The following is a 13665-nucleotide window of genomic DNA, read 5'->3' as shown; positions in this document are numbered from 1 at the left end:
CCATCATGGCCGCCACCCTCAGCAGGCCCGTCATGGAGACCGGCGCCGCTCACGCCCGCCGTCCCGTCGATTACGTCTGGGCCGCCGCCCGGATCTCGATCGGCTGGATCTTCCTGTGGGCGTTCCTGGACAAGACCTTCGGCTGGGGTTTCGCGACCCCTGCCAACCGCGCCTGGATCGAGGGCGGCAGCCCCACGACCGGGTTCCTCAAGGGCACCGGCGAGAACGCGCTCGGCGGCTTCTTCTCGGGCCTCGCCGGGCAGGCGTGGGTCGACTGGCTGTTCATGGCCGGTCTGCTTGGCATCGGCCTGGCCCTGATCCTCGGCATCGGCACCCGCATCGCCGCCGGTGCCGGCACCGCGATGCTGGTCCTGATGTGGGCGGCCGAGCTGCCCCTGGCCAACAACCCGTTCATGGACGACCACATCATCTACTCGATCGTCCTCATCGGCCTCGCCCTCACCGGCGCGGGCACCACGTTCGGGCTCGGCAACCTGCCGATCGTCCAGCGCAACGCCTGGCTGAAGTAGTGCGAACGACCAGACGCCCACCTCCGGCACACCGGAGGTGGGCGCCGGCATGTGCGGGGATCGGCCCGGCGCCTGGCCCACCGAGCCGTTCCGGCTTCGTCCCGCGGTCCTTCGGCTCCCTGCTTCCGGGACTTCCGGCCCTGCACGTCGCCTGGCGACTCCGGTCAGATGGTGGTAACGAAGGAGGACATCATGATTGTTGTGGGGGTCGACGGCTCCGTGCCGGCGCGTGCCGCCGTGGCGTGGGCCGCCAATGACGCCTTCCGCATGCACCAGCCGCTGAGGCTCGTCTACGCGGTGGACCGGCAGCCGTACCAGATCGCGAAGTACCCGGACGCCGATCGGCCCGACCAGCTGCGCCGTGCCGGTCAGAAGGCGCTGAACGAGGCGATGGCGCTGGTGCACGAGCGCCAGCCCAGCGTCGAGGTGACGACCGTGCTGGAGGAGGGGCCGCCCGCGCGGATCCTGCGCGAGCAGGGCAAGGCGGCCGTCGAGGTGGTGATCGGCAGCAGGGGGCTCGGCGCGGTCACCGGCGCACTCCTGGGGTCGGTCAGTGACCACGTCGCCGGTCAGGCCGAGGCGCCCGTCGTGGTGGTCCACGGTGGGCAGCGGTCGGCCTACGGGCAGATCGTGGTGGGCGTGGACGACTCGCCCGACTGCACGCCGGCGCTGGTCTACGCCTTCCAGCAGGCCGCCCTGCGCGGCAGCACGCTGCGGGCCGTGCACGCCTGGCGGCGGCCCGTCCAGGCGTTCGGGACCGAGCTGCCGCACGAGGCGGGCGAGGATCGTCTTGCCCGCGAGGACATGGTGAGGGCGTGCCTGGAGCCGTTCAAGCGGCAGTACCTGGACGTCACCGTGATCGAGGACATCCGGTACGCCGACGCTGTCGAGGCGCTCACCCAGGCGTCGGAGGAAACAGACCTGCTGGTGGTCGGCTCCCATGGGCGCGGGGCCCTGAGCTCGGCGCTGCTGGGCTCGGTCAGCAGGGGCGTTCTGCACCACGCGCGCTGCACGGTCGCCGTGGTCCGGACGGGCTGAGGCCCGGGACCTTCGGCCCCGGCACGCGGGACGTTCGCCGCTGCCCCCGCTCGAGGATGAGGCGCACGCTGACAGAACAAGGCGGAGGAGGCTGGTCAGGATGTGCCTGGGCGTACCGGGAAGGATCGTGGCCCGCGACGGCGAGATGGGCACCGTGGACTTCGACGGGCTGCGCCGGGAGGCATGCCTGTCCTACACCCCCGGGGCGGGGCCGGGCGACTACGTGATCGTGCACGTCGGCTTCGCCATCTCCCTGCTGGACGAGGACGAGGCGCTGCGTACGCTCGCGGTGCTCCGGGCGATCCCGGGAGGGCTGGATGAGATATCTCGATGAGTACCGGGACCCCGTGCTCGCCCGCCGCCTCGTGCGGGAGATCCGGGCCGCCGCCACCCGTCCGTGGTCGATCATGGAGGTGTGCGGCGGGCAGACGCACACCATCGTCCGGCAGGGCATCGACGAGCTGATCCCGGTGCGGATGGTGCACGGGCCCGGCTGCCCGGTGTGCGTGACGCCACTGGCCACCATCGACCGGGCACTGGCCATCGCCGCCCGCTCTGAGGTCATTTTCACCTCCTTCGGCGACATGCTGCGCGTGCCCGGCTCCGGTGCGGACCTGCTGTCGGCCAAGGCGCGCGGCGCGGACGTGCGCGTCGTCTACTCGCCCCTGGACGCCGTGAAGCTGGCGGCGGCGAACCCGGACCGGCAGGTGGTGTTCTTCGCGGTCGGCTTCGAGACCACGGCGCCGGCCAACGCGATGGCCGTGCTCCGCGCGGACGCGGAACACCTCGGCAACTTCAGCGTCCTGGTCAGCCACGTCCTGGTGCCTCCAGCGATGGCCGCGATCATGGAGTCCGCCTCCGTGGACGCCTTCCTGGCGGCCGGGCACGTGTGCGCGGTGATGGGCTGGACGGAGTACGAGCCGCTGGCCGCCCCCGCCTCGGCGCCGGCACGCTGGAGGACGCCGCGATCGTCACCACCGGCGCGCCGGAGATCGTGCTGTCCACCGACGGGTTCGTGGTCACGCCCCGCTTCTTCCCCGGAGGCGACATCGGGTCGCTGGCCGTGCACGGCACGGTCAACGACCTGGCCATGATGGGCGCCGTACCCGTGGCGCTGAGTCTGGCCTACATCGTGGAGGAGGGGCTGCCGCTGGACGAGCTGCGCCGCGTCACCACCTCCGTGGCCGAGGCCGCGCGAGCCTGTGACGTCCGCGTCGTGACCGGCGACACCAAGGTCGTCGGCAAGGGCGCGGCCGACGGGCTGTTCGTCACCACCACCGGGATCGGCGTGCGGCTGCCTGGCGCGCACGTCGCCGCCGCGAACGGCCGCCCCGGCGACGCCGTGCTGCTGTCCGGCCCGATCGGCCTGCACGGGATCACCATCCTGAGCACCAGGGAAGGGCTCGGATTCGAGAGCTCACTGGCCTCCGACAGCAGGCCGCTGCACCGCCTGGCCGCCGCGATGATCACGGCAGGCGCCTGCGGGGTGCACACATTGCGCGATCCGACCAGGGGCGGGCTCGCCAGCGCGCTGAACGAGCTGGCCGCCGCCTCCGGCGTGGGCGTGGAGCTGGACGAGCCGGCCGTCCCCATCCCGGCCCAGGTCGCCGCCGCCTGCGACCTGCTGGGCCTGGACCCGCTGCACGTGGCCAACGAGGGCTGCCTGGTGGCGTTCGTCGACCCGGCCAGGGCCGAGGCGGTGCTCGCCGCCATGCGCGCACGGCCTGAGGGTGCGTGCGCGACCCGCATCGGCACCGTGGTCGCCGGCCATCCCGGGCGGGTCACCATGCGCACGCTGGTGGGCTCGCACCGGGTCATCGACATGCTGGTGGGAGAGCAGCTCGCCGGGCATCCGGCCGAGTGCGCGCGCCAGCTCCACGGCATCGGCCAGGGACAGGACGTGGCTGCTCGCCCCACCGTGCGGCAGGGACGGAACGCCGCGGAACCGGCGCACCACACCCGGCGGCTCGCCCGAGCACGCGGCGTCGACCACGACGGCCACGTCAGCGCCCGTCCACGCCTCGATGAGCTCCGCCGGATCGCCGCCGTTCTCGATCACCGGCACGCCCAGCCCGCGCAGCAGGCGGGCGGTCGCGAGCCCGGCGCCGTCGTCGCCGCGATAGTCGTTTCCGAGCCCGATGACGACCGTTCTAGTGGCCTCGTTCCCGGTGGCGATGACGGTGGCCGCGGCCTTCGCGTGAGGGCCGAGCGCAGGGCGAACCTGGGAAGGTACACCTGGATCGGTGCCTGAAGCTGAACTCTTCGACGATTCCGCGATCGCGGGACCACACGATCGTGTCGTGCCGCTTGGAGACCAGGGCGGCACCGTGGTGCCATGGACCGGCGCCGAGAACGGCGATTCTCATTCCCACCCGCTCCGCAGCCGCCGCCCGGTGCCGTCAGTCCTGGTTTACGACGGACTTCGTCCTTGTCCTTGACCGTGCACCACGTTGATCACGCCGTCGCGGGCGTGTCCGCGACGGCGTGTCCGTCCTTGCGTGGTGAGCCGATCACTGGATCGACCGGCCCGAGGTCATGCGCCGCCCCAGACGGGCAGGTCGGCGATGTCGTCGTGCTTCCAGCCGAGTTCGTCGTGCACGGCCACGACGCCGTCGATGTTCTCCGCCAGGCGGACGGCGGTGACGGCCTGGCTGCGCTCGGCGTACGTGCCGCTCAGCGTGACGACGGCGTCGGCCACGGCGACGTCGGCCTTGCCGTGCAGGGCCTCGCGCACCGCCCGCTCGATCTCCTCGTCCAGGCGCAGGAAGACCTTGATCAGGTCGCGGCGGCTGACGATGCCGGCCAGGCGGCCGTCGGCGTCGACCACGGGCAGGCGCTTGACGCCGTAGCGGTCCATCAGCCGGGCGGCCGACACGACGGGAGCGTCGGGGGTGGTGACGTGGGCGGGGCTGGTCATGAGCGCGCCGGCGGTCTCACCGAGCGACTTGCGGTAGCCGCTGCCCTCGCTGCCGGCGGTGTGCCGGATGCGGGCGCGCAGCGGCGGCCGGTAGCCGTCGCCGTAGTAGCGCTCCTTGAACTCCTCCTTGGCCAGCAGGTCGGCCTCGGACACGACGCCCAGCACGCGGTTGTCGTCGTCCAGCACGGGCACCCCGCTGACGCCCCGGCTGATGAGCAGCTCGGCCACGGTGTGGAAGGACGCGTTCTCGTTGACGGCGGCCACCTCGGTGGTCATGACGTTCTCGACGATGGCTCTCATGGTGATCTCCTGACGTGCTTGACCCGGACGATGCCGGGCACGGTACGGGCGAGCACGTCGGCGATGTGGTCGGCATGCTCGTGGGGCGGCCCGCTCAGCTCGGCGACACCGTCACGTACGGTGACCTCCCAGCTCGGGCCGGACGGGTACTGCTCACGCAGGGCTGCTGCGACCGCCTCGCGCAGCTCGTGGTCGGGGCGGGCCAGCATCGCCATGAGGTCGCGGCGGCTGACCATGCCGACGATCTGTTCGCCGCGGACCACGGGCAGGCTCTTGATCCGTTTGCCCACCATGAGGTCGATGGCGGTGGTGACGTCGGTGGTCTCGGTGACGGTGACGGCTTGGCGGGTCATGACCTCCATGACGCGGCGGGGCGGCGGCTCGTGCGCCTCTTGTGCGGGCAGGACGGTGGCGCGAGGGTCGGGCTCGAACTCGCCGCGCAGCAGGTCCAGTTCGCTGACCACGCCGGCCAGGTGGCCGGCGTCGTCCACGACGGGAGCGGCGGTGATGTTGTTGTCGTAGAGGGTCCGGATGGCCCGCCGCACCGGGTCGGTGCGGCGGACGGTGATGGCCGGGCCCGTCATGACCTCGCGCACGAGCATGGCTACCTGCCCTCCCACTTGGAGTCGTCGGCCTTCCAGGTGAGCTTGTCGACGACGTCGACCACACCGTTGACCCGGCCGGCCATGCGCACGGCGATCGCTGCTTCGGTGCGGCGTTCCATCCAGCCGGACAGCGTCACGACGCCCTGGCGCACGTCCACCCGGACTCCGTCGGTGTTGACCCACAGGCTGCGGTCGAGAACATCGTCGCGCACCTCGGCGGCGATGGCCTCGTCGCCGCGCAGGAACAGCTTGACCAGGTCGCGGCGGCTGACGATGCCCACCAGGCGGCCGTCGTAGTCGACGACCGCGAGCCGCTTGACGTCGCGCTCGTCCATGAGCCGGGCGGCCTCCACCGCGGCCGCGGCGGGCGTGATGGTCACGGCGGGGCTGGTCATCAGCTCGGCGGCGGTGTCACCCTCGGCCTTCCGCCGGCCCTTGGGGTGGCGCAGCCGGGCGCGCAGCGGCGGCCGGTAGCCCTCGCGGTAGAACTGCTCCCGGAATTCCTCCTTGCGCAGCAGGTCGGCCTCCGACACCATGCCGAGCACATGGTTGTCGTCGTCGGTGACCGGGACGGCGCTGATGCCGCCGGTGATGAGCGTCTCGGCGATCTGTTTGAACGGGGTGGCGGCGGATACGGCGACGACCTTGTCCGTCATCACGTCTGCGACGGTCATGCGCATGACTGCCTCCTTGTCGGTTGTCTTCATCACACCTCGCGAAAGCGGCGGCGCTCAGAGGCGAAGGTCCCGAACGGGACGGTCGTTGGTCAGCGCAGCCGCCGTAGCAGCGGCGAGGGCGGAGGCTCGCAGGGCGCCACCCTGATCCGGGCATCCACCGTGACCGCATCGTCAGCGGTGACGATGACCGGATTGAGGTCCAGCTCCGCCACGTGGGGCAGATCGTCCAGCAGGCGTCCGATGCGGGTGATCCGGTCCGCCAGGGCCTCGGCGTCCACGGGCGGGGAACCCCGGTAGCCGTGCAGGAGAGGGGCGCAGCGCAGCTCCTCGATCATGCCGGCCGCGTCGGTCACCGGAGGGACGCGGAAGGCACGGTCGGCCAGCAGATCGGCCAGCACCCCGCCCATGCCCACCATGACCAGCGGGCCGAAGGCTGGGTAGCTCACGCCGCCGACGATCACCTCGACGCCGCCCTGCAGCATGGGCTGGACGATCGCGCCGGTCATCTCGGCGCCGAGGCGGGCCGCCATCTCCCCGTACGCCTGCCGCACCTGCTCCTCGGTGCGCAGATCCAGCCGGACGCCGCCGACGTCGCTCTTGTGCACCGGCCCGACGGCCTTGAGCACGACCGGCAGACCGGCACGCCGGGCCGCCTCGGCCGCGGAGTCCGGGCCGTCCACCTCCAGCGACTCGACCAGCGGCACGCCGTAGCAGGCCAGCAGCCGGGCGGTGGCTGCGGGGGAGAGCCAGCAGCCCTCGGGGGAGGCGGCCAGCTCCGCCTCGACGATCTCCCGGGCGGCGCGGCCGTCGACGCGGACGTCCGCGCCCGCGGGTTCGGCCGGGCCCCTGCGCCACTCGGCGTAGCGCACGGCGCGGGCCAGCGCGGCGACGGCCTGCTCGGGGAACGCGTACGACGGGATCCGGCCGTCGATCATGCCATCGTGACCGACGACGCAGGCCAGCACGGTCTTGCCCGCTGTCTTGGCCGCCTCCGCGATCGCCTGGCGGGTCCGGTCCAGACCGGAGCCGAACGGCGGCGTGTAGACGACCAGGATCACGTCCACCTCGGGACAGGCGACGAGCGCCTCGACGGCGGCGCCGAGTTCGTCCGCGGTGGCGTCGGCGGTCAGGTCGACCGGGTTGCCGAGCGCGGCGGCGGCCCGCGCGTCCAGCAGGCCGGGCGGCAGCTCGGGGACGGTCAGGCCGGACCGCTCGCAGGCGTCGGCGGCCATCGCCTGGGGGCCGCCCGAGTTCCCCACGATGGCGACCCGGCGCCCCTCGGGCAGCGGCTGGCCGGCCAGCAGCTTGGCGGTGTCGATCAGCTCGTTGACGCTGTCGAGCCGGATGGCCCCGGCGGCGCGGGTCAGCGCGTCAACGGCGACGTCGGGGGTGGCCGCCGCGGCGGTGTGCGAGCGCACCGCCCGCCCGCCCGCGCCGCTGCGGCCGCTCTTGACCAGCAGCACCGGCTTGCTCCTGCCGACCCGGCGGGCGATGCGGGCGAACTTGCGCGGGTTGCCGAACGACTCCAGGTACAGCGCGATCACATCCGTCGCCGGGTCGTCCTCCCAGTATTCGAGCAGGTCGTTGCCGCTCACGTCGGCCTTGTTGCCGACGGACACGAACGACGACACGTCCAGCCGTTCCAGCAGAGCCGCCCCGACCGCGCCCGATTGCGACAACAGCGCCACCCTCCCCTGGACCGGGCGGTGCGGCAGGAAGCTGGCGTTCAGCCGCGCCGCCGTGTTGACCACCCCCAGGCAGTTCGGGCCGACCAGCCGCATCCCCGCCGAACGGCAGATCCGCAGCAGCTCGCCCTCCACACTCTGCTGCCCGGCCTCGGCGAACCCCGACGTCAGCACGATCAGCCCGGCGACTCCGGCCTGCGCGCAATCCCTGGCCACCTCCAGCACGTGCCGGGCGGGCACGGCCACTACGGCCAGATCCACGCCGTCGGGAACCTTGGCGTGGCAGGCCAGCCCGGCCACCTCGGCGGCGTGCGGGTTGACCGGATGGATCGGCCCGTCGAAGCCGCCGTCGAGCAGATTACGCAGCACCTTGTGGCCCACCGCCCGCTCGTTGCGGCTCGCGCCGATCACGGCCACCGAACGAGGGGCGAGCACCCGGGCCAGGGACGTTCGCGCAGCCTCGTGATCGCGCGCCTCGACGCCCTGCCGCAGCCGGGCCGTGGGGCGAGCGGCGATGTCGAGGTGCATCATGCCACCCTCGAAGCGCCGCGCCACGTCCAGACCGAGGTCGTGCAGCACCCGGATCATCGGCCGGTTCTCGGCCAGCACGTCGGCGACCAGCGTGTCCACCTCGTGCTCGGCCGCGTCCAGCGCGACGTGTTCGAGCAGCAGCGTGCCCAGCCCGTGGCCGTGCACGGCGTCGTCGATGAGGATGGCCAGGTCGGCCTTGCCGTCGTCCATGGGGACGTACTCCGCGACCGCGACCAGCCGGCCCCGCAGAGCCGCCACCAGGGCGTGCCCGCGGTAGACGCCGGAGGTGATGCGATCCATGTAGGCATGGGCGGTGCTCCGGCCGCCGGTGAAGAAGCGCAGGTAGGCCGAGCGTTCCGACGAACGCTCCACCAGCTCGTGCAGGGCCACCCGGTCGCCGGGATGCAGCCGGCGCACATGGGCGATGCTGCCGTCGCGCAGCAGGACGTCATAACCCTCGGACATGGTCCGTCTCCCGTTCTGAAGGGCGTGCTCTCAGCTCTGAGGCTGTCGGGAGGCGGGTGTGGCAGGCAGTGCCGGACGGCCCCGGCATCAAGGCCGAAAGTCCCTGCTGGAGGTGCCGACGCAGGGGCGACGCTGGGCACGCCCGCCCTGGTGTCGCAGCCCGTGGTGGGCTGAGCCGTCACCTGGCCACCAGCTCGGCCGCCGGGCGGCGCGGGCTGCGGGCCACGTACGGGCCGTAGCCGAACTTGATGATCATCTGTGGGTGCCCCCGCCGGTGGTGCGGGTCGCGGCGCCGGCACATGTCCCGCAGGTCGAGCGGCTGGTTGAGGAACGACGCTGGCCCAGCTGCTGGGCATGGAGCCGGCGGAGAGTTTCCTGTTCGCGCTGGGCGTCACCGTGGCGCTGGTACCCGAAGGGCTGCTGCCGACGGTCACGCTCTCGCTGGCGCGGGCCGCCCAGCGGATGGCCGCCCAGAACGCCCTGGTACGCCACCTGGAAGCGGTCGAGACGCTGGGCTCGGCCACGTTCATCTGCACCGACAAGACCGGCACGCTCACCCGCAACGAGATGACGATAGCCGACCTGTGGTCACCCGCCACGTCGCCCGCCGAGGTGCTGCGCTCGGCCGTCCTCAGCTCGACCGGGCGCATGAGCGGCGGCAAACCGGTCGGCGACCCCATGGAGGTGGCCCTGCACGTCGAAGCGCTACGCCTGCACGCCGCCGTGGACGACCAATAGGTCACCGCACGCCTCCCGTTCGATCCGGTACGGCGCCGCGCCTCCGTCGTGGCCGGCGGCCGGCTGCCTCTCAAGGGCGCCCCGGACGCCGTGCTGCCGCTCTGCCACGCCGTGCCCGGAGTGGACGAGGCACTGGCCAGGATGAGCGACCGGGGCCTGCGCGTGCTGGCGGTCGCCCGCGGCGACACGGCCGAGGAGCGGGACCTGGAGTTCCTCGGCCTGGTCGGCCTGCACGACCCGCCCCGCGACGACGTCGCCGAGGCGATCTGGAAGTGCCGCATCGCCGGCATCAAGCTGGCCATGGTCACCGGCGACCACCCGCGCACGGCCCGCGCCATCGCCGCCGAGGTCGGCCTGCTCGGCGAGGAGGAACTCGTCGTCACCGGCGCCGACCTGCCGACGGACGACGCGGCCCTGGGCGAGCTCCTGGACCGCGACGGCGTCGTGGTCGCACGCGTGGCCCCCGAGGACAAGCTGCGCATCGCCCGCGCGCTGCGCTCACGAGGCCACGTGGTCGCCATGACGGGGAGGAGATGCTCTGCAACCACGCGGTCGTAGCCGAGGCCGCCGTCGTGGAGGCCTGATGGGCGACTTGAGGAGGAAGCCGCCGCAAGATGGCAAGCTGGAGCTCGTGGCTCCTCGAGCGTGATGTCTCAGATCGAGGTCACGCCGTGGCCTCGGAACTGGCCGTGCACGCGGTCGAGCAGCTCCTGGCCGGGCGGTGCGACGTCACCAAGGGGGAAGCGCAGGCCGAGGCGCTCGTACTTGGCGGTGGCCATGCGGTGGAAGGGCAGGACGTCGACCCGTTCGACATTGCCCAGGCCGGCGACGAAGCGGGCCAGGGCATCCACGTTGTCGGGGGCGTCGGTGAGTCCGGGTACCAGCACGAACCGCACCCAGGTGGGCCGGCCCAGGTCGGCGAGGCGGCGGGCGAAGCGCAGGGTGGGTTCGACCGGTCCGCCGGTGAGGCGGCGGTAGGTGGCCGGGTCGTAGGACTTGATGTCGAGCAGGACCAGGTCGGTGTCGGCGAGCATGGCGTCGGTGGCGCGGATGCCGAGCAGGCCCGAGGTGTCCAGGGCGGTGTGCAGACCGCTGCCATGGCAGCGGCGCAGCAGCTCGGCGGTGAAGCGAGGCTGCAGTAGCGGTTCACCGCCGCTGATGGTCACCCCGCCGCCGGCGACGGAGATGAAGCGCCGGTATTTCCCGATTTCCGCCATGACTTCCTCGGCGGTGACCTGGCGGCCGTCGCGCATCCGCCAGGTCTCGGGGTTCTGGCAGTACAGGCAGCGCAACGGGCAGCCGGCGGTGAAGACGACGAAGCGGGTGCCGGGGCCGTCCACGCCGACCGACAGGTCCCAGGAGCTGACCGAACCGTTCATCTCGGTACGCTCACATCGAGCCGTGGAAGGTGCGGTTGACGACGTCGCGCTGCTGGTCGGGGGTGAGACGGACGAAGTTGACCGCGTAGCCGGAGACGCGGACGGTGAGCTGCGGGTAACGGTGGGGGTGCTCCATGGCGTCCAGCAGCACCGCGCGGGTGAGCACGTTGACGTTCATGTGGAAGCCACCGGCGTCGAAGTAGCCGTCCAGCACGCCGACCAGGTTCGCGACGCGCTCCCCCGGGGTTCGGCCGAGCCCGTCCGGGGTGGCGGTGCTGGTCAGGCTGATGCCGTCGAGGGCCTGCTCGTAGGGGAGCTTGGCGACCGACAGGGCGGAGGCGATCAGGCCGTGACGGTCGCGGCCGTTGCTCGGGTTGGCGCCGGGGGCGAACGGCTCGCCGGCACGGCGGCCGTCGGGGGTGTTGCCGGTGTGCTTGCCGTAGACGACGTTGGAGGTGATGGTGAGCACGGACTGGGTGTGCTCGGCGCCGCGGTAGGTGCGGTGCTCGCGGATCTTGGTCATGAAGGAGCGGACGAGGTCGACGGCGATGGCGTCGGCGCGGTCGTCGTTGTTGCCGTAGGCCGGGTAGTCGCCTTCGACGTGGTAGTCGACGGCGAGGCCGGTGGCGTCGCGGATGACCTTGACGCGGGCGTGCTTGATGGCCGAGAGGCTGTCGGCGGCGACGGACAGACCTGCGATGCCGCAAGCCAGGGTGCGTTTGACGGGGTAGTCGTGCAGGGCCATCTCCAGGCGCTCGTAGGCGTACTTGTCGTGCATGTAGTGGATGATGTTGAGCGCGTTGACGTAGGTGCGGGCCAGCCAGTCCATCATCCGGTCCAGCGCCTTGGCGACCTGCTCGTAGTCGAGCACGTCGCCGGTCAGAGGTGGGTGGGCGGGCCCGACCTGGGCGCCGGTGATCTCGTCGTGGCCGCCGTTGATGGCGTACAGAAGGGTCTTGGCCAGGTTGACGCGGGCGCCGAAGAACTGCATCTGCCTGCCGACCGGGGCGGCCGACACGCAGCAGGCGATGGCGGTGTCGTCGCCGGTGCGCGGGCGCATCAGCTCGTCGCTCTCGTACTGGATGGCGCTGGTCTCGATCGACAGGGCCGCGCAGAAGCGCTTGAACGGCTCCGGCAGGCGCGGCGACCAGAAGACGGTCAGGTTCGGCTCCGGCGCCGGGCCGAGGTTGCGCAGCGTCTGCAGATAGCGGTAGCTGGTGCGGGTGACCAGCGGGCGGCCGTCCTCCCCGAGGCCGCCGATCGACTCGGTCACCCAGGTGGGGTCGCCGGAGAAGAGCTGGTCGTACTCCGGGGTGCGCAGGAAGCGGACGATGCGCAGCTTGATGACGAAGTCGTCGACGAGCTCCTGCGCCCGCTCTTCCGTGATGTGGCCTTCGGTGAGATCGCGTTGCAGGTAGACGTCGAGGAAGGTGGAGGTGCGGCCCAGGGACATGGCGGCGCCGTTCTGCTCCTTGATCGCGGCCAGGTAGGCGAAGTACAGCCACTGGACCGCCTCATGCGCGGTCGCGGCCGGTCGGGAGAGGTCGTGGCCGTAGGAGGCGGCCATCACCTTCAGCTCCTCCAGCGCGCGCAGCTGCTCGGCCAGCTCTTCCCGGTCGCGGATCACGGCGTCGGTGGCGTCGGCGTCGTCCAGGGAGCGCAGCTCGGCCTGCTTGGCCTCGATGAGCCGGTCGACGCCGTAGAGGGCGACGCGGCGGTAGTCGCCGATGATGCGGCCGCGGCCGTAGGCGTCCGGCAGGCCGGTGATGACGCCGGAACGGCGGGCGGCCAGGATCTCGGGGGTATAGGCGTCGAACACGCCGTCGTTGTGGGTCTTGCGGTACTTGGTGAAGATGTCCTTCACCGCCGGGTCGAGCTTGTGGCCGTAGGCGGCCAGGCCGTTCTCCACCATGCGCAGCCCGCCCGCCGGCATGATGGCCCGCTTCAGCGGCGCGTCCGTCTGCAGGCCCACGATCAGCTCACGGTCCCGGTCGATGTAGCCGGGCGCGTGCGCGGTGATCGACGACGGGGTCGTGGTGTCGGCGTCGAGGATCCCCCGCCGCCGCTCCTCGGGGAACAGCGCCGAGACCTTCTCCCACACCGCGCGGGTGCGCTCCGTCGGCCCTGTCAGGAACCGGTCGTCGCCCTGGTACGGGGTGTAGTTCGCCTGGATGAATGCCCGCACGTCCACGCCGGATCTCCAGTCCACGCCACGAAACCCCCGCCACGCATCCGTCGCGATCATCGTTCCCCCTTCGTCTTCGTCGAAGCTCTCCTTCCACCCTCGTGCACCGGTTGCTCGATCACATCGGCCTTAGGGCATCCGTGCGTGGGACGAACGTCCTCGCTCTTCGTAGACCTCCGGCACTGCCGCGCCCGAGCCGGCGGCATCCAGGTGATCATGGTGACCGGCGGCCACGCGGACACCGCCTGCGCCGTCGCCGAAAAGGTCGGCATCGAGCCGGCCCGGTGGTGACCGGTGCGGTACTGGACGGGCAGGACGCACTTCGAGGAGAGCTGCCTGAAGCGCACGCGGCGCGGGAACGGGGACTGGACGGGGCTCGCCTCGACGACTTCCTCCTGGCGGTCGACGAAGGCGTGGTCAACGCCGTGGTGCACGGCGGGGGAGCAGGCAGGCTGAGCCTGTGGTGCGGGAACGGCGTCCTGTGCTGCGAGGTCAGCGACCAGGGACCTGGGATCCCCGCGTGGCTTCTCGCCGACGTGTCCCTTCCACTGCCTGCCTTGCCCAGGCACCTGCTGTAGCCGGGCAGGTAGGGGAAGGCGCCGGGCATATGCTCGG

The 13665-nt window shown here is 71.8% G+C and carries 13 protein-coding genes and 3 pseudogenes; 8 read left to right on the top strand and 8 right to left on the bottom strand.

Annotated features, from left to right (window positions below; genetic code table 11):
* Positions 1 to 5: 5 nt before the first annotated feature.
* From HD593_RS40975 to hypE, 5 genes and pseudogenes are all read left to right on the top strand, one after another.
* Positions 6 to 530, top strand: coding sequence for a DoxX family membrane protein (locus HD593_RS40975; RefSeq protein WP_185107703.1), 525 nt, complete (start codon positions 6 to 8; stop codon positions 528 to 530).
* A gap of 192 nt (positions 531 to 722) precedes the next feature.
* A complete protein-coding gene (locus tag HD593_RS40970; protein ID WP_185107701.1) occupies positions 723 to 1568 on the top strand; it encodes a universal stress protein in 846 nt (281 codons plus the stop codon).
* A gap of 100 nt (positions 1569 to 1668) precedes the next feature.
* Positions 1669 to 1902 (top strand): HypC/HybG/HupF family hydrogenase formation chaperone, encoded by a 234-nt coding sequence (locus HD593_RS40965; RefSeq protein ID WP_185107699.1) that lies wholly within the window; start codon positions 1669 to 1671, stop codon positions 1900 to 1902.
* Positions 1886 to 2662 (top strand): hydrogenase formation protein HypD, encoded by a 777-nt coding sequence (gene hypD, locus HD593_RS40960; protein WP_246546984.1) that lies wholly within the window; start codon positions 1886 to 1888, stop codon positions 2660 to 2662. The genes HD593_RS40965 and hypD overlap by 17 nt, the downstream gene beginning before the upstream one ends.
* Positions 2563 to 3351 (top strand): annotated as a pseudogene (gene hypE, locus HD593_RS40955) (hydrogenase expression/formation protein HypE); the annotation flags it as partial. The gene hypD and the pseudogene hypE, both read left to right, overlap by 100 nt.
* A gap of 105 nt (positions 3352 to 3456) precedes the next feature.
* Here hypE and HD593_RS64715 read toward each other — a convergent pair.
* The 6 genes and pseudogenes from HD593_RS64715 to HD593_RS63810 all read right to left on the bottom strand — a co-directional run.
* Positions 3457 to 3894, bottom strand: a pseudogene (locus tag HD593_RS64715) (hydrogenase maturation protease); the annotation flags it as partial.
* 207 nt (positions 3895 to 4101) lie between these two features.
* On the bottom strand, positions 4102 to 4785 hold the full coding sequence (locus HD593_RS40945; RefSeq protein ID WP_185107697.1) for a CBS domain-containing protein: 684 nt from the start codon (positions 4783 to 4785) through the stop codon (positions 4102 to 4104).
* On the bottom strand, positions 4782 to 5387 hold the full coding sequence (locus HD593_RS40940) for a CBS domain-containing protein (protein WP_185107695.1): 606 nt from the start codon (positions 5385 to 5387) through the stop codon (positions 4782 to 4784). Before HD593_RS40940 ends, HD593_RS40945 begins: the two co-directional genes overlap by 4 nt.
* A 2-nt stretch (positions 5388 to 5389) precedes the next feature.
* A complete protein-coding gene (locus HD593_RS40935; protein WP_221525233.1) occupies positions 5390 to 6064 on the bottom strand; it encodes a CBS domain-containing protein in 675 nt (224 codons plus the stop codon).
* A 92-nt stretch (positions 6065 to 6156) separates the two neighbouring features.
* Positions 6157 to 8748 (bottom strand): bifunctional acetate--CoA ligase family protein/GNAT family N-acetyltransferase, encoded by a 2592-nt coding sequence (locus tag HD593_RS40930; RefSeq protein WP_185107692.1) that lies wholly within the window; start codon positions 8746 to 8748, stop codon positions 6157 to 6159.
* 178 nt (positions 8749 to 8926) lie between these two features.
* Complete coding sequence (locus HD593_RS63810) at positions 8927 to 9049, bottom strand: hypothetical protein (RefSeq protein WP_281402499.1); 123 nt, start codon at positions 9047 to 9049, stop codon at positions 8927 to 8929.
* A 53-nt stretch (positions 9050 to 9102) separates the two neighbouring features.
* On the opposite strand from HD593_RS63810, the pseudogene HD593_RS40925 reads away from it, so the two are divergent.
* Positions 9103 to 10044: pseudogene (locus HD593_RS40925) on the top strand (HAD-IC family P-type ATPase).
* A gap of 95 nt (positions 10045 to 10139) precedes the next feature.
* On the opposite strand, the gene pflA reads toward HD593_RS40925, so the two are convergent.
* Both pflA and pflB read right to left on the bottom strand, forming a co-directional pair.
* The gene (gene pflA / locus HD593_RS40920; protein ID WP_185107689.1) at positions 10140 to 10865 is read right to left on the bottom strand and encodes a pyruvate formate-lyase-activating protein; all 726 of its coding nucleotides are present in this window, start codon (positions 10863 to 10865) and stop codon (positions 10140 to 10142) included.
* 10 nt (positions 10866 to 10875) lie between these two features.
* Positions 10876 to 13110, bottom strand: coding sequence for a formate C-acetyltransferase (gene pflB / locus HD593_RS40915; RefSeq protein ID WP_185107687.1), 2235 nt, complete (start codon positions 13108 to 13110; stop codon positions 10876 to 10878).
* An 84-nt stretch (positions 13111 to 13194) separates the two neighbouring features.
* Here pflB and HD593_RS64710 point away from each other — a divergent pair, with 84 nt between their 5' ends.
* Positions 13195 to 13341, top strand: coding sequence for a hypothetical protein (locus HD593_RS64710; RefSeq protein ID WP_221525232.1), 147 nt, complete (start codon positions 13195 to 13197; stop codon positions 13339 to 13341).
* The gene (locus tag HD593_RS64705; RefSeq protein WP_221525231.1) at positions 13338 to 13628 is read left to right on the top strand and encodes an ATP-binding protein; all 291 of its coding nucleotides are present in this window, start codon (positions 13338 to 13340) and stop codon (positions 13626 to 13628) included. The genes HD593_RS64710 and HD593_RS64705 overlap by 4 nt, the downstream gene beginning before the upstream one ends.
* The last annotated feature ends 37 nt before the right edge of the window (positions 13629 to 13665 follow it).

The sequence above is a fragment of the Nonomuraea rubra genome, from assembly GCF_014207985.1.
Taxonomy (GTDB): domain Bacteria; phylum Actinomycetota; class Actinomycetes; order Streptosporangiales; family Streptosporangiaceae; genus Nonomuraea; species Nonomuraea rubra.
Note: the sequence above shows the minus strand (reverse complement) of the source record. Positions and strands in the feature narration are given on the sequence as shown.